A 24,149-nucleotide genomic window follows, 5' to 3' on the forward strand; every position below is an offset into this window, starting at 1 on the left:
AATCAGTAATACTCGCTCACTGACGCGTTCAGTTGGGGGGTGTCGGGTGCGTGATGATGCGCGGCGGGATGGTAGTGGTGATCCAGACGCTGGCTTGCGCGTTTTGGCAACTCTGCTGGCGATCCATCGAATAGCCGTCGATCCGGCCCAATTGCGGCACTCGCTGGGGCACTCCGAGGCTGTGAAGCCCTCGGACTTGGTGCGGCTCGCGCTAGGCATGGATGGTGTTCGCGCGAAGTTTGTCACTGCCGGCTTCGACCGATTGGCGCGCCTGCCGCTTCCCGCCCTCGCCAACGGGCCGGAAGGGTGGTTCATCATCGGCCGAGTCGAAGGCGGTCAGGTCCTCCTGCAACGATCGGCCGGCGCCGTGGAGCGCGTCGACAGGGCAGCGCTGGAGCAGCTTTGGTCGGGCGAACTGATCCTCGTCACTACGCGCGAGAGCGTCGGTGGCACCGCGGGACGCTTCGACGTTACCTGGTTCATCCCGCAGATCGTCCGCTACCGGCGCCTGATCGGCGAGGTGCTGCTGATCACGCTGGCGCTCAACCTTCTCGGCCTGGCCGCTCCGCTCTTCTTCCAGAACGTCGTCGACAAGGTGCTCGTGCACAACACGTTGGCCACCCTGCAGGTCCTGGCCGTCGGTTTCGTCGCCGTTTCCGTGTGGGAAGTGGTGTTCGGCTGGCTTCGCACGCGGCTCTTTTCGGAGACGAGCCAGAAGATCGACGTCGAGCTAGGCGCCAAGCTCTTCCGGCACCTGCTGGGCCTGCCGCTCTCCTATTTCGAGCACCGGCGGGTGGGCGACACGGTGATGCGGGTGAGGCAGCTTGAGCAGATCCGCGAGTTCCTGACCAATGCTTCGCTGACGGTGCTGGTCGATCCTGCGTTCACGGTGGTCTTCCTTGTGGCGATGTGGATCTATTCGCCTACGTTGTTCTGGGTCGTTGCCGCGACCATCCCGGCCTATGTCGTCATCTCCCTCGTCGTGACCGGTCCGCTACGCCGGCGTCTCGACGAGAAGTTCGAGCGAGGCGCGGCGAACAACGCCCTGCTCGTCGAGAGCGTGTCAGGCATGCAAACCGTCAAGGCTGCGGCAGTCGAGCCGCAGTGGCAGGACCGCTGGGAGCGCCAGCTGGCAGGCTATAGTGCCGCGAACCAGCGGGTCATCAACCTGGGAAACACCGGCAGCCAGGCCGTGCAGCTCGTATCCAAGCTAAGCCTGGCGGCCATCCTCTACTTCGGCGCGGAGCAGGTGATCGCAGGCGCGCTGACCGTCGGTGGGCTGATCGCGTTCAACATGTTCGCGCAACGGGTATCCGGCCCGGTGATCCGGATGGCACAGCTGTGGCAGGACTTTCAGCAGGTCCGCATCTCGATCACGCGTCTGGGTGACGTCCTCAACACGCCGGTCGAACCGGGCGCCGGCTCGCGCACTGCGCTTCCAGCGATGAAGGGGCAGGTGCGGTTCGAGAATGTCCGCTTCCGCTACGCTCTCGATGGGCCGTGGACACTGGAGGACATCACCTTCGAAGTACCGCCAGGCGGGACGCTTGGCATTGCGGGATCCTCGGGGTCCGGCAAGTCGACGCTGACGAAGCTGCTTCAGCGCCTCTACACGCCCGCGGCAGGACGGGTTCTCCTGGACGGCGTCGACGTCTCGCAGATCGATCCGGCTTGGCTGCGGCGGCAGGTCGGGGTGGTTCTGCAGGAGAACCTGCTGTTCAATCGCTCGGTGCGCGAGAACATCGCCCTCGCCAATCCGGCGATGCCGCTAGAGCAGGTGATGGCAGCTGCCCAGCTCGCCGGCGCGCACGAGTTCATCCTGGAGCTGCCGCAGGGCTATGACACGCAAATCGAGGAGCGCGGCGCGAACCTTTCAGGCGGGCAGCGCCAGCGGATCGCGATCGCGCGTGCATTGATCACGCAGCCTCGCCTTCTGATCTTCGATGAAGCAACATCCGCGCTCGACGCCGAAAGCGAGGAGATCATCCAGCGGAACCTCAAGGCGATGGCGCGGGGTCGAACCGTGATCATCATCGCGCATCGGCTCTCCGCCATTCGACAGTGTGACCGCATACTCACGCTGGAGCGAGGTAGAATCGTCGAGTTCGGCACGCACGACGATCTGCTGCGGCAGAACGGTCGCTACGCCAGCCTGCATCAGCGGCAGATGGGGACTGCCGTGGGCAGCGCGGCATGAACGCGGTCGCGCGCCATTGGGACGTGTACCGGGCGGCGGTCGCGCAGGAGAAGGCACGCGGGCGTGGGCTTGGCCCCGTCGAGGAAGTCACCTTCCTTCCGGCAGCGCTCGAAATCGTCGAACGTCCCGTGTCGCCCACTGCGCGTGCCACGACGTGGGTCCTCCTGGTCGGCCTCGTCCTGACGCTGACTTGGCTGACCTTTGGTCGAGTGGATGTCATTGCGTCGGCGTCGGGCAGGTTGATCCCTGCCGACAACGTGAAGCTCGTGCAGCCGTCGGAGGCGGGCACGGTCCGAGCCATCCTCGTGCGCGATGGGCAGCGGGTGCGAAAGGGTCAGCCGCTGGTGGAGCTCGATCCTACCGTCTCGACGGCCGACGCGGTTCAGGCAGAAAGCGCGCTGGAGACTGCCCGCCTCGACGCGGCGCGCGCGCGCGCGGTGCTGTCGGCGCTCGACGGAGGTGCGCTCCACTTCCAGGCCCCCCCGGGCACGGCGGCGGAGACCGCTGCGACTCAGATCGCGCTCGCGCGTGCACAGCTCGCTGACCTCCTGGCCAGAAGCTCCACGCAGCTCGCCGACCGTCAGGGAACGGTCGCAGCTCTTGGAGAGGCGGAGGCGCAGGCCAGGAAGCTGACCGAGACGCTCCCGCTGCTCGACGAGCAGATTGCGGCCAACGAGCAGCTGCTTTCCAAAGGCTATGTTTCTCGGCTCCGCGTCATAGAGATGCGCCGTCAGCGCCTTGCCACGGTGCGTGACCGAGATGCTGCGCTGGAAGCTGTGCGTAGAGCCCGCGCGCAGATAGCCGGAAGTTCAGGCCGGGGCGCGCAGTCCTCCGCCGAGTCCCGCGCGCAGGTGTTGGGCGAGCTGGCGAAGGCTGATGCGGAGGCTCGGCTGCGCCAGGAGGAGCTGGTCAAGGCGCGCAAGCGGTCCAATCTCCAGGTGCTGACCAGCCCGGTCGACGGGACCATCACGCAGCTGGGCGTGCACACGCTGGGAGGCGTTGTCGAGCCGGCCAAGCCGATCATGGTGGTGGTGCCGAACGGCGTCCAGCTGATCGCCGAGGTGAAGCTCCTCAACAAGGACGTCGGCTTCGTGCGCGCAGGGCAGGACGTGACGCTCAAGCTCGAGGCCTTCCCGTTCACGCGCTACGGAACGGTGAGCGGCCGTATCGAAAGCATCAGCTCGGACGCTGTCGAGGATCAGAAAATGGGCCTCGTCTACTCTGCACGCATCGTGCTCGACAGGCAGGTGCTTGGTCGCGCCGGCAACGTCCATTCGCTGGCTCCCGGCATGGCCGCCACCGCTGACGTGCGCACCGGCAAGCGAAGCATCCTTTCATATCTGATGAGTCCGATCGACGCTGCCAGGCAGGAAGCAGGGAGGGAGCGGTGAACTCTGGGTTGTCACGTCGCGCCGCCATGATGGCAGCACTGGGAGCAGGCGGGTTGCTGGCGACTGGATGTGAGTTGGTGGGTCTGCAGTGGCGCTACCGCTACCGTCTCACGGTCTCACTCGTGAGAGGAGCAGACACCCGATCAGGATCAGGCGTAATCGAAATCGTGCGGTCGAAGGGCTACACTGGAATTGGCGCAAACATAAACGGAGAGGCGATAGTTGTCGATCTTCCCGGAGAGAAGCCATTATTCACGCTGCTTAGTAGCGAAATATGGGGGACTGCTTGGCCAAGCATCATGCCACATTATGCATTATCTAAACAACTTGGCACAGTAGACATGGTCAATGCTAAGGTTTTGGATGAACTCGTAAGAATGATAGGCGCGGAGGTTGTCTTGGACGCCAAGATCTACCCTCATTTCGCGATGTTTAGAGATCTGCAAGAACCTTCGACCGTGCAGCAGGTGAATAGTGGTGATCCTGAAGACGGCACACAGGGATACTCCATAGACAAAATTGCACTTAAGATAGTCGATGCCGACATAACTCAAAATATATACAATGTAATACCGTGGTTGAAGGAGCAACGCGGGGCTTTAACAAAGCCAGACCTTAAAACTCCTTTATCGAACCGACCGTTCTCAGCGTGGATAAACGAGGCTTCCTTCATTCAAGGATCAATCAAATGAACAGAGACGTCCTGATGTCGCTCCTCGCTCTCGACTCCTATAATGGGAGCGATCCTGACGCTGGGATCGTAATGTCGGACGTTGGTAGCCTCGGGACCGCCACCATAATAGGCGACAGTCAGGACCTATTGGCAGATACAGAAGGGAGTGGCTTTTATGCGAAAGCATACATGCTCTCCGATGGATCCCAAGTGATAAGCTACAGGGGGACGAACACCAATAGCTTTCAATCCATCTTCGCGGATGTCTTAAACGGATGGACCGTGGGAGCTGGTTCTCCCATCGAGGTGCAGGGCAAGCTAGCCGTAGACTTTTTCAATGCGATCTATCCTTCGGGTGATCCACGCGCGGCTAACGTCGCGATCACCGGTCATTCGCTCGGCGGTGGTCTCGCCGGACTGGTGGCAGGCCTTTACGGGCTGGAAGGCGTGCTGTTCGACCATATGCCGTTCGAGACGGCTGCCGTTGCAACTTATGGGATTGCGGAACTGGAGGCGGCCGGGAGTCCAGGAAGCATCCGTTCTCAAGTATACCGTGACCTCGAGCCTTGGCTTCCGAGTTCCGCAAAACTTCGTGCTTTCGCCACGGAGGGCGAGGCTCTTTATTCGCTGAGAGCACTTCTCGCGACGCAGGTCCCATCCATGATGTCGACCTATGGCGCTGACTTCCCCGGATTGGTCGCGGCTATCGATCGTCATAGCCAAGCATTGCTGACGACGTTGCTGTTTGGGCAGAAGGAGTGGACCGGATCAGCTGACTGGCAATCGGCCGCGCAGTTCTTTCTACCTTCCCTGTTCAGTGAACGCATCGGGAATGCCACTGGCTTTTCCGCGCTACCCGGCGCGTCCTCCGCAGCTACCAAATTGCAGACCACCATTGCCTATTCCGCAATAGATGAAGGCGAGCGACCATTTGGGGATGCCGCCATAAGGGCGATGTTCGATGATGGCTCCGATCTAGGCAAGGCCTTGAAACTCGGAGATGTCTCGACATCGCTCTCTCGATCGGCTCAGTCGATTGCAGACATCCTGGTTCAATATGCAGGCAAGCTCTCCCTAGGTAAGGTCCTTATCGGCCAGGATGCCACGGCCACCAAGGGCGTCGTGACCAACAACGACGACGTTCTCACCGTCGACTTTTCAGATGCGCTGTGGAGCAAGGGAGCTGCTCACACATCCATAGTTGGCCGAGAGACACTGATCGCGAGGGCCTTGTCCGAGCTGCGGCTCGATCTGAGCCAGATCGTCTCGGGCGGCGCCGCCCAGATCCGATCGGACCTGACGTCGGGATTGCGCTGGTATGCGGACCGGCAGGGCCTGTCCGGGCAACCAGTTGATCAGTTGATCGACCGTGTGGCTTTCCAGCTAACCAATACTTCGTTCGTGGGCACGATCCCCGGGCGGGCCGCTGGCGCTCCCAGTGATCGCTTGACGCTCTTCGTAGCCGGAGGAGGTGCAGATCAAGTCACGGGCTCGAGCTCCGATGATTTCATCTACGGCGGGGGTGGCAAGGACAAGCTGATCGGGGGTGCGGGCGATGACATCCTCGCCGGCGGAGACGGTGATGACGTGTTCGAGGGTGGTCCCGGGGCCGACTTTTATGCGGGAGGGGCGGGAACCGACACTTTGGATCTGGGCTTGCAAGCAGGATCGGGCGGGGTGCAACTCACGCTGACTCCGATCGCCCCTACCAACGATCAGGACCGCGCGACCTTTGAACTGACCACGGGCGGCGAGGTCGACCGCGCCGTCAGCATCGAGCGCATCGAACTCACCGAGGAATCCGACCGACTCACGTTGAAAGGTGACCTGGACGATTTCGATGGAGCGGGACCCATAGTCGAGATGGGCGGCGCCGCCGTCGCGTTCCATCAAGACGAAGTGGATGCCTCCGATTTGACCACGGGCATCTATTTCAACCTTGGCACAGGGAATGCTGTCGGGTTGGACCAGACCAAGGATCGCGGCTTGCTGGGCTGGGTCGGAGCGCTCGCAGGCGTGGCATTCGAGTCGACCGACATCCAGATAAAAGGGGCCAACTCGGCGATCGGCACGGATTACTCCGATGCTTTGATCGCGAATGGAGGAAGGCGGGAGGACGGCGAAGGGTATTCCGCACTCTACGGAGGAGGCGGCAACGACTTGCTCGTTGGCGGCGGATGGGAGTCGCACCTCTACGGCGGCACGGGCTCGGATCGGTTCGAAATTCGGTCCAACACCCATGTTGAGGATGGCGAGAGCCAAGACGTGGCAAGCTATGGCGGCATCTCGCTTTATGGGGGCGTGAAGCAGTGGTGGATGGAAGGGGGCACGGCATATTGGTCGCCTTTCTCGACCCTGCTGGCGGCGTTCCCTGTCGTCGGGAGTTCGCTGCTGACGACCGCGGCGTTCTTCATCGACGTCGCGACCATGAAATTCGCCCGCTACAAGCTGGACGCTGGCGGCAATCTGCTGATCGACCTCTGGGGGCAGACGGCGCCGGGTGTGGTGCATGACTACCACATGGATCTCGACAGCGGCGTCGGAACGGCGGGGATCACGGTCTTCGAAGCCGGGGTAGGGGATGGCTCGGGCGCGTCCCTGGGCCGCATCGAGAAGTTCGTGAATCTGGCCTTGAAGGCCGGTTTCGGGGTGGGACTTGGCGGCTTCGATCCGCTGGTGCTGGATCTCGACGGTGACGGATTTGAGCTTACCACCGAGGCGAATAGCCACGCCTATTTCGAGTTTGATGCGGATGGCTTTGGCGAGCGGACCGGATGGGTGCGCAGCGACGATGGCCTGCTCGCCCTCGATGCCGACGGCAACGGCAAGATCGACAACGTCACCGAGCTGTTCGGCAACCGAACCCTGTCGGGTTTCACTGCACTCGCGGCGTTCGACGCGAATGCGGATGGCAGGATCGACGGATCGGATTCTGTCTACGCCAGCCTGCGCGTGTGGCAGGACCTGGACCAGGATGGCGTCTCGGACACCGGCGAGCTCAAGTCGCTGGCCGAACTCGGAATCGTTTCCATTTCGCTTGCGAGCGCAGCACCCGGGTCTCCAACGGCGGTCGGCGGAAACGCAATCGCTCGCACCGGAAGCTTCACGCGGGCGGACGGTACGACGCGAGGCGTTGCCGACGTCGCGTTCCAGATCAACGAGACCGCCAGCCGCTGGCTCGGGGATGGCGCGGTCAGCGCCGCCGCCGCGGCACTTCCGCAGCTCAAGGGTTTCGGAGAGCTGAAGGATTTGAGAGTCGCGATGACGGGCGATCCGGCCCTCCGCGGGCTCGTCGGGAACTTCGTTGCACTCACCACCAATGACCTGAGCACCCTGAAGGCGAATGCGGAAGCCATCCTCTACGCGTGGAGCGGGGTGGGGAGCGTTGCGGCAGACGCGATCGGCACGAACGGGTTCGACGCTCGCAAGCTCGCCTTCCTGGAGAAATACAGCGGCTACGCACTGATGCCGCGCGATGGCGCGGGCACCGTGCAGACCGACAATCTCGAGGAAATTGAGGCGCTCTGGTCGGATCAGGTCACGCGGCTGACGCTGCGGCTCATCGTGCAGGGCCCGATGGCCGACGCGTTCGCCGGCATTCGCTATCGCGAGGATCTCGACCTGCTCGTGGCAGAAACTCCGAGCGCGCTCGCAGACCTGTATGCAGGTTTGCTGGCCGATCTCCCTGCTGATCCGCAGCAGGCGCTTCAGCAATGGGAGGGCTGGGCTCCTCTGCTCGGGGCGATGGCGGACGGCATGCGCCGGACCGATGCCAACCTGGTCCGATCGGACTTCATCGCCGTTCAGCTCCTTCGGGCGATGGACGGTGTTGCGCAGCCTCTGGATTTTGCGGCCCTGTCAGGAGCACTGGGCATCGGAGACCTGAGGATCGGGAGTGCAGCCAACGACACCCTTTCCCGCGGCAATGCTGCTGAGGCAGCGATCTATGTCTCAGGTGGCGGCACGGACAGCATCACTGGAGGTGGCGGACAGGACGTCTACCTGTTCGGCAGAGACGTAGGCCACGTCACGATCAACGACGAGGAGGCGAAGCCGGCGGGCGATCGCATCCGCTTCGCCTTCCTCAACCCTGGCGACGTGACGCTTGCCCGCGACGGCAACGACCTGCTGGTCACCGTAGACGCGACAGGCGAGACCATCCGCGTGACGGGCCAGTTCGCACCAGTCGTGCCCTTGTCGTCGGACGTGCTTCTGAGCACCAACAAGGGCGTCGAGGAGATCCAGTTCGCCGACGGCACGGTCTTCGAGACGCCCGAAATCATGAGCGCCGTGGGAACGGGCACCGACGGCGACGACCACATGATCGGCACGATGCATTCCGACGTCCTCCTCGGAGGTCTCGGGGACGACCGTCTTGAAGGGGGGGACGACGCCGATCTCTACGTGGTGAATGGCGGGGAAGGTCACGACGTGATCTCCGACATCCAGTCGACTGTCCTGCTTCGCGCGGCCGACGTCCTGGTCTTCGGCGACAACGTCGCTCCGGGCGATCTCCTATTCTCCCGCTCCGGCGCGCAGGGTGACGACCTCCTGGTCACGATCGGCACGAACGGACAGACGGTGCTGATCGAAGGGCAGTTCAATTATTCCGTCCTTGGATATAACGACAAGTTCGCGCTCAACAGCCGGATCGAGGCCTTTGCATTCCGCGAATATGGCGAGGCATGGTCGAACAAGGACCTTCAGCAGCTCCTCATCGGCCAGGCCACCACGGCGGGAGCAGACCAGACGCTAGGGTTTGGCGACGACGACGTGTTCGGCGCGAGCGCCGGGGACGACCTTCTGGTCGGAATGGACGGAGCCGACACCTATGTGTGGAGTGCTGGCGCCGGAAACGACAGGATCGACGAGCGGGCGCGCTACATCGACGTGAGCGTCGGCCTGGGCGGTATAAGCCTCACCGTCCGGGCCGACACGCTGCAATTCGATGCCAGCATCGACCCTGCTACGCTTGTCTTCGCCCGTTCCTACGACAGCACCGATCTGACGGTCACCAATTCGGCAACCGGCGAGACGATCACGGTGGTCGGCCAGTTCGACAGCTTCCAGACAGGCGTGCTTGGGGCGCAATGGTTCGACCGCGTCGAGTGGTTCGAGTTTGCGAACGGCATCCGTCTCTCCTGGAAGGACGTGACGGCCGTGGTGACCACCGGCGGCGACGGAAACGACCGGCTGCGGGGAGACATCCTCGAAGATCGGCTCGTCGGCGGACGCGGCGATGATCTGCTCTCGGGCGGTGCCGGGGGCGACACCTACGTCTTCAATGCCGGGGACGGCAGGGACACGATCCGCGACGACAACCAGACCTTCATCGGCGATGGCTTTCTGCAGGTCGACAGCACGGTGGACAAACTCGTGCTGGGCACCGGGATCGCCCCGGCGGACATCACCTTCGAGCGCGATGGCACGACCGTCACGCTGGTGATCGGCAGCTCCGGCGATCGGGTGATCCTTGCGGGCCAGGATGACTACGTCCAGACCGGCGTGTTCGGGGCGATACCGACCAGCCGGGTGGAAGAGGTGCGGTTCGGCGATGGCACCATATGGACGTGGGAGGATCTGAACCGCCGGGTTATCGCAAGCTTCACCACTAGCGGCGACGACGTCACGCAGGGCTTCACCCTCGCAGACCGCTTCGAAGCAAGCGCAGGTAACGACGTGCTCATCGGCGGCGAAAGCGGCGACACGTATGCGTTCGGGGTGGGGTCGGGCCATGACACGATACGCGAAAGCGTGTCCAACGTGCTCTATGGGGACGAGGATATAGTCGCCTTCGGGGCGACCGTGTTGCCAGAGGACGTGCTGCTGTCGCGCGCTGGCGATAGCCTGATCCTCACGCTTGCCGGTAGCGGCGACACGCTCACCATAGAGGGACAGTTCAGCTATTCGGCTTGGTTCACTTGGAACGATGTCGAGCTGTTCCGCTTCGCAAATGGGACCGAGTGGACGAAGAACGACGTTCAGGTCCGCTTGCTCACCGCCACGTCAGGAAACGACCATCTGGTCGGCTTCGACAGCGACGACATCCTAGATGGCGGTGCCGGCGATGATATCCTCGAGGGCGGCAACGGCAGCGATACCTATCGGTTCGGGAGAGGTTCGGGGCGGGATGTGATCGTCGAGGGTGTGTCCAACACCAATGTGGGCGAAGGCGATACCATCGTGTTCGGTCCTGGCGTGCTGCCGGAAGATCTCGCTTTCGCACGCGATGGCGACGATCTGGTCATTACGATCGCCAACTCCAGTGACACCTTGAGAATCGCGGGTCAGTTCAGCTTCGCCGAATGGTTCGCATGGCAGGATGTGGAATCGTTCGTCTTCGAGAACGGCACCACGCTCACCAACGTCCAGATCGCCGCGGCGATGCTTGGAGGCACGTCCGGAAACGATCACCTCGTCGGCACCTTCCGGTCCGACGTCCTGGACGGAGGCGCCGGTGACGACATTCTCGAAGGCGGTGACGGTGCCGACATCTACGTGTTCGGTCGCGGCTACGGCCATGACGAGATTCGCGAGTCCTTGACGACCGCGAACCTGTCCGAAGACGACGAACTCCGCTTCGGGCCCGGGATCACGCTGGCTGACCTGGGTTTCACCCGCTCGGGCAACGATCTCCTGATCACGGTGCTCGGCACGGAGGACACCCTCAAGATAAGCGGCCAGTTCAACTACGGCAGCTGGTTCACCTGGCAGGACGTCGATCGTTTCCTTTTCGCGGACGGCACCACGCTGGTGCGACAGGAGATCCAGCAGGTGGTCCTGGAGGGCCTTCGGACCGCCGGTGACGACCACATCCTCGGGTTCATGACCGGCGACACGATAGACGGTGGGGCCGGCAACGACGTGCTGGAAGGCGGCGACGGAGGCGACACGTACGTGTTCGGCCGCGGCTATGGCCATGATGAGATCCGCGAGACGCTGACGGACGGCAATCTCTCAGAGGATGATACCCTGAGGTTCACTCCGGACGTGAGCTGGAGCGATCTGCAGTTCAGCCGGAGTGGCGACGCACTTACCATCACGATTGCAGGAACCAGCGATAGCGTAACCGTCGGCGGTGAATGGACGACGATCACGGACACGAGCGGTGCAACGTGGTGGGATGTCGAGAACTTCGTCTTCGCCGATGGCACGACCAAGACCAAGCTGGACATCCAGGCAGAACTGCTCCGTTCCACCGACGGGAACGACCGCCTGATCGGCTTCCACACGAACGACCTTCTCGACGGTGGATTGGGCAACGACGTGCTGGAGGGCGGCCGCGGCGCCGACACCTACATCCATGAAATCGGCGACGGAAACGATGTCATCTCCGATTATGTGAATTACTGGGGAAGCGGCGACGACCGCCTCGTCTTCGGCGCGGGCATCGCGGTTGCGGACGTGACCGTGCGGCGCTCCACGACCAACGCCAATGACATGGTGCTGGGCGTCAAAGGGGGTTCAAGCAGCGTCACGCTTACGAACCAGATCACCGGTGGCCGCGAATGGACGCTCGACTTCGTCGAGTTCGCCGATGGGACCGTATGGAGCGCGGCGGATCTCGCCAACCTGATGACGAGCGGCGCAGCGACGGCCGGAGACGACGTGATCGACGGGACCTCGCTGGCCGATCAGATGTTCGGCGGAGCCGGGAACGACACGCTGCGCGGCCAAGGCGGCAACGATACCCTCGACGGCGGCATCGGCAACGATCGCCTTGAGGGCGGCGAGGGCGACGACGTCTACAACTACGGCACCGGAGGCGGTAGCGACTTCATCAGCGACTATGCGAACTATTGGGGCAGCTACAACGTCGTCCAGCTTGGAACCGGGATCGGAGTGAGCGACCTGGGCTTCTCGCGCTCCGCGAACGACGGCAACGACATCGTCCTCTCCTTTAGCGACGGCGGTTCCATCACCTTGGACAATCAGCTCTATGGCGGCAGGGAATGGGGTGTCGACCTGCTCCGGTTCGCCGATGGGACGCAGTGGGACGCAGCTGCAATCAACAGCCGGTTCTTCGCTTCGCTGACGACCGCGGGCGACGACATCATCGACGGCGGCGGCCAGTCGGACCCCCTGAACGGCGGAGCGGGCAACGACATCCTGCGCGGCAATGACGGCAACGACGTTCTCGACGGCGGCTCGGGAGACGATCGGCTCGAGGGCGGCGCGGGGGACGACACGTTCCTCTACGCCGTTGATGGAAGCAACGACTTCCTCAGCGACTACACCAACTATTATGGCAGCTGGAACACGGTGCAGATCGGCGCGGGGATCGCGGCCGGCGACGTGGTCTTTTCGCGCTCGGCCCTTGATGGCAACGACATCGTCCTTTCCTTCGCAAGCGGCGGGTCGATCACGCTCGACAATCAGCTCTACGGCGGCAGGGAGTGGGGCATCGATCTCATCCACTTCGCCGATGGGACGGAGTGGGACGCGGCTGCGATCAACACCCGGTTCTTTGCTTCACTGACGACCGCGGGCGACGACATCATCGACGGCGGCGGGCAGTCCGATCCCCTGAACGGCGGAGCGGGTAACGACATCCTGCGCGGCAATGACGGCAACGACGTTCTCGACGGCGGCTCGGGAGACGATCGGCTCGAGGGTGGCGCCGGGGACGACACGTTCCTCTACGCCGTTGATGGAAGCAACGACTTCCTCAGCGACTATACCAACTATTATGGCAGCTGGAACACGGTGCAGATCGGCGCGGGGATCGCAGCCGGCGACGTGGTCTTTTCGCGCTCGGCCCTCGATGGCAGCGATATCGTCCTTTCCCTCGCGGGTGGCGGGTCGATCACGCTCGACAACCAGCTCTACGGCGGCAGGGAATGGGGCATCGATCTCATCCACTTCGCCGATGGAACGGAGTGGGACGGCACTACGATCAACACCATGTTCTTTGCGAGCCAGGCGACCTCCGGCGACGACGTGATCGACGGCAGCGGCTTCGCCGATCCTCTGGCGGGCGGCTCGGGCAACGATATCTTGCGCGGCAATGGCGGTAACGACACGCTGAATGGGGGAAGCGGCAACGATCGGCTGGAGGGCGGCGACGGGGACGACACCTACCTCTACGCCGCCGACGGCAGCGATGATGTCATAAGCGAATACACGAACTATTACGGCAGCTGGAACGTCGTGCAGATCAGTGGCACCGTCACTCCGCTGGAGGTCAGTTTCGGCCGATCCAGCGACAACGGTGATCTGGTGCTTAGCTTCGGTCAGGCCGGTGGCTCGATCACACTCGACAATCAATTCTATGGCGGTCGTGAGTGGGGCATCGACCTGGTCCAGTTCGCGGACGGCACGGCTTGGGACGCGGCCTACCTCAACGCTGCCTTCTTCGCCTCGCAGGGCACATCCGCCGCCGAGACCATAGATGGAAGCGGGCAAGGCGAAACGATCAACGGCTACGCAGGCGACGACGTCCTGAACGGGTGGCAGGGCAACGATGTGCTGATCGGCGGCCTGGGCAATGACCGCCTTGTCGGTCATGAAGGGGACGACACGTTCGTCTATGCTGCCGGGGACGGCGACGACGTCATCAACGATTATGTCGGCTGGTATGGGAGCTTCAACAGGCTGGTCTTCGGCGCGGGGATCGCGGCCACCGACATCATCGCCTCGAGAGTAACGTCGGACGGCAGCCATCTCCGGCTCACCTTCAAGAATCGAACCGGGTCGATACTGATCGAGAACCAGACCTGGCGCGACGCGGGCATCTCGCAATTCGAATTCGCGGACGGAACGATCCTCAGCGAGGCCGCCGTCGACGCGTTGCTGCAGGGGACCACGAACGGCGATGATGTCGTGCAGCTGCCCGCCGCAGGTGGCGAGATCTGGGCGCTGGAGGGGAACGACAGGATTACCGGCTCCTCGGCCGCGGACTCGCTGCACGGGCAGCAAGGCGACGATATCCTGGCCGGTGGACTGGGCGACGACGTTCTGGAGGGCGGTGCCGGCAACGACACGATCCAGGGAGGATCGGCAACGACAGGGGGCCTGGTTCCTGTCGGCTCCAACCTCGTCGTCAACGGCAGCTTCGAGCAGTCCGGAACCGTCAGCGGCAGCGGCAGCTGGGGCATGGCGAATTCGAGCCTGCCCGGTTGGGCCAAGGCGAACAGCCAACCCTTCGAGCAGGCCAATTCCGGGAACGGCGTCGCGCCGACCGAGGGCGTGTATTGGCTGGACATGGACTCGGGCGGAGGAGCCGGCAGCAACATGGATGTCAGCCAGGCTTTCCAGGGCCTCGCTGACGGACAGGTGCTTCGTCTTCAATTCGATCATGCGAACCGCGCCGGGGCGAGCGGCGGCTTGCAGGTTTACTGGAACGGCGCGCTTCTGGCCTCTTACGGCAGCGAAACTGGAAGTTCGATGGTCGGCGAATCCTTCAACGTGACCGCCGCAGCCGGTGGCAACACGCTTCGGTTTGTGGGCACCGGTTCTGAGAACAACGCCGGTGCGTCGCTCGACAACGTCCGGCTGTATGAGACAGTCGCTGAAGGGATCGATGGAGGTACCGACATCGCCTCCTATGCCGGTGCGGCAGTGGAGTATCAAGTCACCGCCCTGAGCAACGGGATCTATCAGGTAACCGATACGATCACGGGCCGTGACGGCACCGACACGGTTCAGAACATCGACTTCCTTCGATTTTCGGATGGCGACTTCGCACCGTCCGCCATGCTGCCATCGACGGTCATGGCGATGTCTTCAGAGGCCGACGGCGCCGCCCAATTGGCCGGGCTCGTCGACTTCTCAGGCCGTCGCAGTCTGCCAGGCCATGTGGACGTGCGGCAATTCTGGTCGGGGCGCGACCTGCGTCTGGCGTCGCTGAGTGGCGACGATGGATCTGCCTTCGACGCGACGATCTTTGCCGACGCGGCGAGGCTCGTGGAAGCAGGCGCGACTGCCTGGGCGACGGCTGCCGGCATCTTGGAGTTGAGCACGGACATGCGGCAATCGCGCGTGACGGAGCCTCAGTTGATCCTTGGCGGCGGCTCGCCTTCGGGTTGGGGCGCTCTGGGGTAAATCGCAGACTATGGAGTTAGAACAAGCTATGCCTGTCGCTCGCTGCATGGCTTGCCAAACCACCATGTGCTGATCGACAAGATCGTCCAACATGGCCTCCAGCCAATCTGAACCGCGGAGCGAAACGATGCCCAGCCGACCCACCGCGCTCGCCGCCTTGCTGGCCGGACTGCTCACGGCCTCCGGCGCCTATGCCCAGCCCCGGCTCGACAGCGCGATTGGCGACCATGCGATCCTCCAGCGTGACCAGCCCATTACGCTGGCCGGCAGCGCGAGCCCCGGCGAGACGGTGATGATCAGCCTGGCAGGGCGCAGCGTCAGCATCGCCGCCGACCGCGACGGGCGGTTCAAGGCGCAGCTCCCGGCACTGCCTGCCGGTGGCCCCTACACCCTCACTTTGGCTGCCGCGAGCGGCGCCACGATCCTCAACGACATCCTGATCGGCGACGTCTTCCTGTGCTCGGGCCAGAGCAACATGGAGATGAAGGTCCGCGAGGCGCAGAGCCTGTTCCCGGAAGCGCATCCGCCGCTCGATACCCGGCTGCGGCTGCTGACGGTCGCCAAGAAGACCGCGGTCACGCCCGCCAGCCAGTTCGACACGGTGCCCGCCTGGGAAATCGCCAGCCCCGAAGCCGCGTACAACTTCTCCGCGGCCTGCCTGTACATGGTTCAGTCGCTGCGCCGGGATTCCGACGTGCCGGTCGGGGCGATCCATTCCAGCTGGGGCGGCTCGCGGATCAGCGCCTGGATGAGCGATGCGGCCCTGCGCAAGGGCGGCCTTGGCGACCAGGCGGACCTGCTCGCCCTCTACGCGCGCGATCCGGTCGCGGCGACGCGCCGGACCTCGGCCATCTGGGAAGGCTGGTGGCGCGCGGGTACCGGTGACGCAGCCGGAAAGGAACCCTGGCAGCCGGGGGCAGCGCTCGAATGGCGGCCTGTTCCCGCCTTCACCAATTTCGAAAGCTGGGGCGTTCCCGAACTGGCCGACTATAACGGCATGCTCTGGTATCAGCGCACGGTCGAGCTCACCCAGGCGCAGGCGCGCGGTGCCGCGACCCTGTCGCTCGGGATGATCGACGATGCCGACCGCAGCTGGGTCAACGGCGTCGGTGTCGGCGGCACCAGCCTGGCCGGCGCACCGCGCGTCTACGTCCTCCCCGCCGGCACGCTCAAGCCCGGCCGCAACGTCATCACCGTCAACGATGACGACGTCTACGCGTTCGGCGGCATGCTCGGCCCGGTGGAAGCGATGCGGCTGACCTTTGCCGATGGCACCAGTGTGCCGCTTGGAACCGAGTGGCGCTACGCCATCGCCAAGCGCGTGCCGGGCAGCGCGCCGCGCGTGCCGTGGGACGACATCAACGGCGCGGGCACCCTGTTCAACGCGATGATCGCCCCGCTCGGGCCGATCCGCCTCGCCGGCGTCGCCTGGTATCAGGGCGAATCCGACACCGGCATCCCGGGCTATGATCGCCGCCTGCGCGCGCTGATCGAGGACTGGCGCACGCGCTTCGGCAGCCCGGCGACCGGCTTCGTCATCGCCCAGCTCGCCAATTATGGCACGCCCGCCAGCGCGCCTTCGGAAAGCGGCTGGGGCGATGTACGCGACGCGCAGCGCCGGGTCGCCGTGGCGGACCCGCATGTCGGCATGGCCGTGACGCTGGACATCGGTGACGCGGCGGACATTCATCCGGGAGAGAAGCGTCTCGTCGGGCAGCGGCTCGCCCAGGCGATGCGCGCGGCGCTCGCCGGCGCGCCTGAGGGCCGTTCGGGTCCTGCCATTGCGTCGGCCGAGCGCCAGGGCGCCAATGTCCGCCTGCACTTCACCGGCGTGAAGGGCACGCTGCGCACCGCCAGTTCGGACCAGGCGATCGGCTTCGAGCTTTGCGGCACGGGCCCCGGCAGCTGCCGCTACGCATCGGCCAGAACCAGCGGCAGCGATGTCCTCGTCAGCGGCGATGGCAAGCCGGTCGCGCGGGTGCGCTATGCCTGGGCGGACGCTCCCGCCACCAACCTGGCGGACGAGGCTCGCCTGCCGGTCGGCACCTTCGAGATCGCCGTTCCCTGACAAGCGCGCGGCGCCCACTCGTCCGAACCACTGCCGCCTCCCCGAACAGCCCGGCGCGGTCTGGAGTTGATCTGCCGGAATAGAAGCAGGGCGTTGCCAACCGCAAACCGCCGGCTATGGTACCGCTCACATAAGAAGAATATCAGAGGGGATAGCCGATGCGCTTGCGTCGTAAGGCCGTGGTTGTTGCCGCGCTTCTTTCATCGGCCATGCCGGCCTTTGCGCAAGAAACCCTGCGGCTGGACAGGTCGGACTATTTCGAGGCTCCAGGAGTAAACTGGCTCGTCTTCTCGAACGTCAACGAAGGGCTGTTCGCCGATGCCAAGATCAGTGGCGTCGAACTGATCCAGCAGGGCATTCGCACCGCCACCAATGGGGATGTCCGTCTCGCCGCCACACCCGGCCAGTGGGATCCGGCCGCCGCATTCGTCAGCCGCCGCGTCGACAAGGCCAACGGCGTGATCGAAGCGGTCATGAAGTACCCCGACTTTCAGTACACCGTGCGGGCAGAACGCCGCGGGGGCAGCATCATCCTGTCGGTGCTGCTCGACCAGCCTCTCCCCGCTCAACAGGTGGGCAAGGCCGGGCTCAACCTCGAGTTCGTCCCGTCGGCGTATTTCCGCCACAGCTACACCGCTGACGGGAAGGCAGCACTCTTCCCGCGCTATCCTGCGGACCTGATGACGCTGACTTCGGAGCGAAACCTGGCCAGCGGCCGGAGCGAAGGGCCCGGCGCCGAACCGCTTCCCTTCGCCACCGGGCGCAGCCTGGTACTGGCGCCCGAGGATCCGTCGCGGCGCGTCAGCATCGCCACGCGCGAGGGCAGCGTCTCCCTCTTCGACGGCCGTAACCAGGCGCAGAATGGCTGGTTCGTGGCGCGCCAGCTGCTGCCTGGCGGACGCACCGGTCGCGTGATCGAATGGACGCTGGACGCCAACAGCGTGCCGGGCTGGCTGCGCCCGCCGGTGATCGGCCACTCGCAGGTCGGCTATACGCCGGGCGGCGCCAAGATCGCGACCGTCGAGCTGGATCGCGACGACCGCCGCAAGCTCCAGCCACGGCTCCTGAAACTGAATGCCGCCGGTACGTTCACGGCCGTGGGTTCGCTCGCCGCGCGCGAGTGGGGCACTTACCTGCGCTACCGCTATGTGCAGCTGGACTTCAGCAAGGTCACCGCGCCCGGTACCTACGCGATCGAATATGGCGATACCCGCACCGCGCCTTTCCCGATCGAAGCCGGCGTGCTGCACGATAGCTGGAAACTGACCAACGACGTCTATTTTCCGATCGCCATGGATCATGTCGCGGTGAACGAGGCCTACCGCGTCTGGCATGGCGACCCTCATCGTGACGACGCCCGTCAGGCGCCGCTCGATCACGAGCACATCGATCTGTACCGCCAGGGCCCGACCACCGACACGCCCTTCAAGCCCGGCGAGCATATCCCGGGCCTGGCGGTCGGCGGCTGGCTCGATGCCGGCGACTTCGACATCCGCACCCAGACGCAATATCAGGTGATCCGCCAATTGGTCGACGCATGGGAGACCTTCGGGATCGACCGCGATACCGTATCGGTCGACTGGGCCACGCGGCGGGTGGAGATCCATGTGCCCGATGGCACGCCGGACATCCTCCAACAGATCCGTCACGGCAGCCTGCAATTGCTCGCACAATATGCTGCGGTCGGCCATGCGATCCACGGCATCGTCGAGCCCGATGTCGGCCAGTATACCCATCTGGGCGACGCCGCGAGCAAGACCGACGGGCTCATCTATGATCCGAAGCTCAAGCCGTACGAGCAGGCCTATGACAAGCAGGGCGGGCGCAGCGGCACGCCCGACGATCGCTGGGCCTTCACCAGCAAGGCGTCGGCGCTCGACTATGGCTCGGCCGCCGCGCTCGCCGCGAGCTACCGGGCCTGGAAGGACCGCGATGCGGCCTTCGCCAAGCGCTGCCTCGACCTTGCGCAGAAGATCTGGACCGACGAGCACAGCCACGCGCCCGACATGTTCCAGCATGGAAACACCACCGGCGGCCCGCTGGAGGTGGAGGAATTCACTGCCGCGGTGGAGCTGCTCGTCTCCACTGGCGACAAGCGCTATGCCGAGCGCGTGCAGGCGCTGACGCCAGCGATGCTGCGAAGCTTCGCCTTCACCGCGACGACCATGGCCAAGGCCATCCCGTACATGCCGGCGAGCTACCGAACTGCACTCGAGCCCGCAGCCCGCGAATGGGCCGCCAAGGCGCAGGCGGCGCTGAAAGAGAATCCCTTTGGCGTGCCCATCACCACCGGCGGCTGGGCCGGCAGCGGCGCGGTGCTGAACTTCGGCCTGACCGCCTATGCGCTGCATCGGGCCTTTCCGGATATCGTCGACACCGCGCCGGTGACGCGCGCGCTCGACTTCCTGCACGGGCATCACCCGGCGTCGGATCGCTCCTTCGTCTCCGGCGTGGGCGCGGTGTCGAAGGAAGTGGCCTATGGCAGCAACCGCGCCGACTTCTCCTTCATCCCCGGCGGCGTGGTGCCCGGAGTCCTGCTGCTCAAGCCGGACTATCCGGAGAACCGTGACGACTGGCCGTTCTTCTGGGGCGAGAACGAATATGTCGTGCCCGAAGGCGCCATGTACATCGCGCTCGCCAATGCAGGATCGCAGCTCACTCAGCGCAGCAGGTGACCCGCAAACACATAGAGAGCCCAAGCAAACGGGGCTGAACGACAGGAGAGGTCTAGTGGCGAACAGCATCAACCAGCGAGCATCAGGCAGCCCGCGCAGCTTCCTCCGGCGGCGTGCCGCCTTGGTCGGTGCTGCACTCGCCTGTGCACTGTCCGTCCCGGCTTTCGCGCAGGACGACAAGATGCGCCCGATCGAGATCCCGGCGCAGCCTAATGCAATCGAGCTTGGCACCGGTCCGCTTCCGGGCGGAAACACGCCCGAATCCTGGCACAGCCAATATGGCAGCGTCTTCGCCCGCAACGTGGTGGTCGCGACGCTCACGCCGTTCCTCCCCGATCCTGCCAAGGCGACCGGCACGGCGGTAGTCGTCGCGCCCGGCGGCGGCTTCCGCACCCTGTCAATGGAAAATGAAGGCTGGGACGTCGCCAGGGCGCTTGCCGCAAAGGGTGTTGCCGCCTTCGTCATCAAATATCGCCTGAACCAAACCCCGCGGGAGATGGCTGCCTTTGAGAAATCGATGGCAGAGATGTTCTCCACCACCGCGGCACGCCCGCCCCGGCCCAATCCCGAGCAGATGATGGCCGGCCTTGCGCCGCAGATTGCCGACGCGCGGGCTGCCTTTGCGCTGATCCGACGCCGTGCGACCGAATGGCGCGTCGACCCGAACCGCGTGGGCATGGTCGGCTTTTCTGCCGGTGCGATGCTCACCATGGCTACCGCGATGGCAGGACAGGATGCCAAGCCGGCATTCATCGCCAACATCTACGGCCCGCTCGCCAGCGTCACCGTTCCCGCCGACGCGCCGCCGCTCTTCGTGGCACTGGCTTCCGACGATCCCTTTTTCGCGAACGGCGGCTTCGGCCTGATCGACTCCTGGAAGGCGGCGAAGAGGCCCGTCGAGTTCCACCTCTACGAACAGGGCGGGCACGGCTTTGGCATGTATCCAAAGACGACGACCAGCACCGGCTGGTTCAACGCCTTCGCCAGCTGGATGACCATGCACGGCTGGATGAAGCCGGCCGAATGACGGTAGGGTAAGCGACAGACGGGAGCCGGCGGGCGTCACCCGCCGGTCTTTGGATCTGAGTGCCGATGGGCCGGCATTCCCCAGCGGAGAAGATCGCGAGCGTGTTCGTTCATCCGGTGCTAAGCCGCTGGAATGCATGTACATGCACATCCTGCCGACTCGGGAGAATGGTATGCGTTCCCTTTCCATTGCCGCAGCAGCGCTCTGCGCTATCGCCGCGCCTGCCGCTGCGCAGACCGATAGCAAGGCGCAAGCTGCCGCGCGTGCGCTGAGCAATCCGCTCGTCCAGGAAGGTGTCGCGATGATGGTGGATCAGGTCGCAGGCATCGTCCTCGACACCCGTGTCGGTCCGCTCGCCCGGTATGTCGACCCCGAAGGCGATGTACGCCCGAACGACACGCTGGGCGATGTCCAGCGCCGCCGCGATCCCCAGTTCCAGGCCAAACTGCACGCCGGCACCCGCGACGCGGTCCGGACCGCCGGTGTTGTCGCCAACGACGCTTTGGCGATGGGCGACGAACTCGGCCGGACTGCTGCCCGCCTCCAGGCCGCGCTGGCGCCGCTGACTGCGATGCTCGACGCGGGCGATTGATGCGCGGAAGCGCTGGACGCGCCGCGCGCCGCGGCTCAATAGAACCGCATGTGGCAGCTCCTTCAATTCCCCCTATGCCCCTTCTCGCGTAAGGTTCGCCTGCTGCTGGGCGAAAAGGGCGTCGCGTATGAGCCGGTGCGTGAATCCCCGTGGATGCGCCGCGACGAGTTCATGGACCTCAACCCCGCCGGCCAGGTGCCGGTGATGGTCGACACCGAACGCGGCGTCACGCTGATCGATTCGGCGGTGATCTGCGAGTTTTTCGAGGAAACGGTCGACAAGGCGGCGATGCTCAACGGCACCGCCGTCGACCGCGCCGAGATACGCCGGCTGACCATCTGGTTCGACACGCAGTTCTTCAGCGAGATCACCGCGCCCCTGCTTCAGGAACGGATGCTGAAACGGCTGGTCTACAAGCAGTCACCCGATGGGCAGGTGCTGCGCGCGGCGATGAAGGCCGCGGTCGGCCATCTCGATTATATCGACTATCTGCTCGATCACCGCACATGGTTGGGCGGTGCGACGATGAGCCTCGCCGACCTCGCCGCCGCCGCGCAGATCTCGATCGCCGACTATCTGGGCGGCATCGACTGGAAGAGCCACGACCAGGCCAAACGCTGGTATATCGGCATGAAGAGCCGCCCGAGCTTCCGCCCGCTGCTGTCCGAGCGGATGGAAGGCATCGCCCCGCCTGCCGATTACGAGAAGCTCGACCTGTAACGGGCGCGTCCTGACCCGGGGTTTTGCGGGGCGGCGGCGTCGCGGTCGTGCAGCTAGGGAACGCTTCGGCAAGGCCCCGGTTGGGGCCCTTCAACCGGGGAGACGGAACATCGAGATGCTCGCACCGCAATCCTCGATCACGCCCGAGGAACGCGAAAGGGCCGCCCGTCACCTGCTGATCGACGCCGCGGCCGCAACCGCGATCGGCGCGCTCAATTCGGGCGTGGTGCTGCTGGCGCTGGCGATCCATATCGGCGCGACCAACAGCGAGATCGGCCTGCTCGCGGCCATTCCGCTGCTCACGCAGATCCTTCAGGCGCCCACTGTGAAGCTGGTCGAGCGGCTGCGCCGCCGCCGGCTGATCTCGGTCACCTGCGTGTTCTTCGCGCGGCTGGCGCTGCCGACTTATGCCGCTGTCCCGTTCATTCCCGACCGCGATGTCGCGGCCGGCGTGCTGCTCGCCGCCGCGCTGCTGCACTATGGGTTGAACGCGGTCGGCGCGTGCAGCTGGAACAGCTGGATGCGCGACCTGCTCCCGCCCGAGCGGCTGGGCCATTTCTTCGCGCGGCGCGGCGTGTACGGAACCTTGGTCAGCACGGTCGCGACGGTTGGCGCGGCCGTGGCGCTCGAATGGGCCGATGGCTCGCACGCGCTGGGCGACCGCATCTACTCGGCCCTCTATTTGGTCGGATTCGTCTTCGGGCTGATCAGCACTGCCTTCCTGGCAATGGTGCCCGAACCGCAGATGCCGCGCGGTGGCCCCACCGCATCGCTATACAAGCTGCTGCTCCAGCCGCTCAAGGACCGCAACTTCCGCAACATGCTGCGCTATCTCGCCAGCTGGCAGTTCGCGGTGAACCTCGCGACGCCGTTCTTTACGGTCTATTTCGTCCGCGAACTCGGCTTTTCGATGAGCTTCGTGCTGATCCTCACTGTCGTCAGCCAGTTGGCGAGCGTCAGCGTGGTGCGTGGCTGGGGCCAGCTCAGCGACCGCTTCGCCAACAAGTCGGTGCTGTCGGTCGCGACCCCGCTGTTCCTGCTGTGCATCGCCGGCATGGCCTTCGCCAGCGAGTTCGAGAGCACCACTGCGCGCTCCGCTTATCTGGTCGTGCTGCACATCGTCATGGGCGCCGCCGGGGCGGGGGTCGGCCTTGCTTCGGGCAACATCGTCATGAAGCTGAGCCCGGAGGGGATCGCCACCAGCTACATGGCGGCCAATGCGCTGATCAGTGCCGTCGCAGCCGGCTCGGCGCCGATCGTCGGCGGCTGGGCGGCGGACTTCTTCGCCAAGCGCCAGCTACGCCTCAACCTGGAATGGGTGAGCCCCAGCGGCACCAATGCGCTGTTCGGGCTGGTGTTCACGCACTGGGAGTTCTTCTTCCTCCTTTCCGCGCTGTTGGGCCTCTACACGCTCCACCGTCTCACCGCGATCCAGGAGCCTGGGGCCGTCGAGGGGCGCGAAGTGGTCGGCCATGTCTGGACCTCGGCACGCCGCACCCTGCGCAACGCCTCGTCGGTGGCCGGGCTGCGCATCGGCGTCGCCTTCCCCGGCGGCGACCTCATCCGCGCGCGTCAGGGCAAGCGGGTGTCGATCTTCGCGCTGCTGGAAAGCACCAAGCGCCGGCTCGGCTTCGGCGCCACCGCGATGGCCACTGCGCTAGACGCCAGCTTCCGCGAGCCCGAAGCGGACGACAGCTTCGATGCCTTGCTCAGGCAGCTCGACAAGATCGATTGAGGGTCAGCCAGTTCCCCGCCCTTCGCCG

At 64.6% G+C, this 24,149-nt stretch carries 10 protein-coding genes; all 10 read left to right on the forward strand.

Annotation, left to right across the window (positions count from 1 at the left end; genetic code table 11):
• Positions 1-46 precede the first annotated feature (46 nt).
• The 10 genes from LZ586_RS12090 to LZ586_RS12135 all read left to right on the forward strand — a co-directional run bounded on the left by LZ586_RS12090 (position 47) and on the right by LZ586_RS12135 (position 24,121).
• Positions 47-2,197, forward strand: coding sequence for a type I secretion system permease/ATPase (locus LZ586_RS12090; protein WP_235076541.1), 2,151 nt, complete (start codon positions 47-49; stop codon positions 2,195-2,197).
• Positions 2,194-3,588 carry an HlyD family type I secretion periplasmic adaptor subunit gene (locus tag LZ586_RS12095; RefSeq protein ID WP_235076542.1) on the forward strand — a complete coding sequence of 465 codons (1,395 nt, stop codon included), beginning with the start codon at positions 2,194-2,196 and terminating at the stop codon, positions 3,586-3,588. The genes LZ586_RS12090 and LZ586_RS12095 overlap by 4 nt, the downstream gene beginning before the upstream one ends.
• A gap of 26 nt (positions 3,589-3,614) precedes the next feature.
• A complete protein-coding gene (locus LZ586_RS12100; RefSeq protein ID WP_235076543.1) occupies positions 3,615-4,280 on the forward strand; it encodes a hypothetical protein in 666 nt (221 codons plus the stop codon).
• A gap of 641 nt (positions 4,281-4,921) precedes the next feature.
• Positions 4,922-15,304: a calcium-binding protein gene (locus tag LZ586_RS18250; protein ID WP_235076544.1), complete on the forward strand. Its 10,383-nt coding sequence runs from the start codon at positions 4,922-4,924 to the stop codon at positions 15,302-15,304.
• Between the two features lie 127 nt (positions 15,305-15,431).
• Positions 15,432-17,372: a sialate O-acetylesterase gene (locus LZ586_RS12110; RefSeq protein WP_235076545.1), complete on the forward strand. Its 1,941-nt coding sequence runs from the start codon at positions 15,432-15,434 to the stop codon at positions 17,370-17,372.
• Positions 17,373-17,581: 209 nt separating this feature from the next.
• Positions 17,582-20,047, forward strand: coding sequence for a glycoside hydrolase family 9 protein (locus LZ586_RS12115; protein ID WP_235076546.1), 2,466 nt, complete (start codon positions 17,582-17,584; stop codon positions 20,045-20,047).
• 55 nt (positions 20,048-20,102) lie between these two features.
• Positions 20,103-21,074 (forward strand): alpha/beta hydrolase, encoded by a 972-nt coding sequence (locus LZ586_RS12120; RefSeq protein ID WP_235076547.1) that lies wholly within the window; start codon positions 20,103-20,105, stop codon positions 21,072-21,074.
• Between the two features lie 172 nt (positions 21,075-21,246).
• On the forward strand, positions 21,247-21,666 hold the full coding sequence (locus tag LZ586_RS12125; protein ID WP_235076548.1) for a hypothetical protein: 420 nt from the start codon (positions 21,247-21,249) through the stop codon (positions 21,664-21,666).
• Between the two features lie 48 nt (positions 21,667-21,714).
• Positions 21,715-22,386, forward strand: coding sequence for a glutathione S-transferase family protein (locus LZ586_RS12130; protein WP_235076549.1), 672 nt, complete (start codon positions 21,715-21,717; stop codon positions 22,384-22,386).
• 115 nt (positions 22,387-22,501) lie between these two features.
• Positions 22,502-24,121 (forward strand): MFS transporter, encoded by a 1,620-nt coding sequence (locus LZ586_RS12135; protein WP_235076550.1) that lies wholly within the window; start codon positions 22,502-22,504, stop codon positions 24,119-24,121.
• Positions 24,122-24,149 lie beyond the last annotated feature (28 nt).

This window comes from Sphingomonas sp. S2-65 (assembly GCF_021513175.1).
Classification (GTDB): Bacteria; Pseudomonadota; Alphaproteobacteria; order Sphingomonadales; family Sphingomonadaceae; genus Sphingomonas.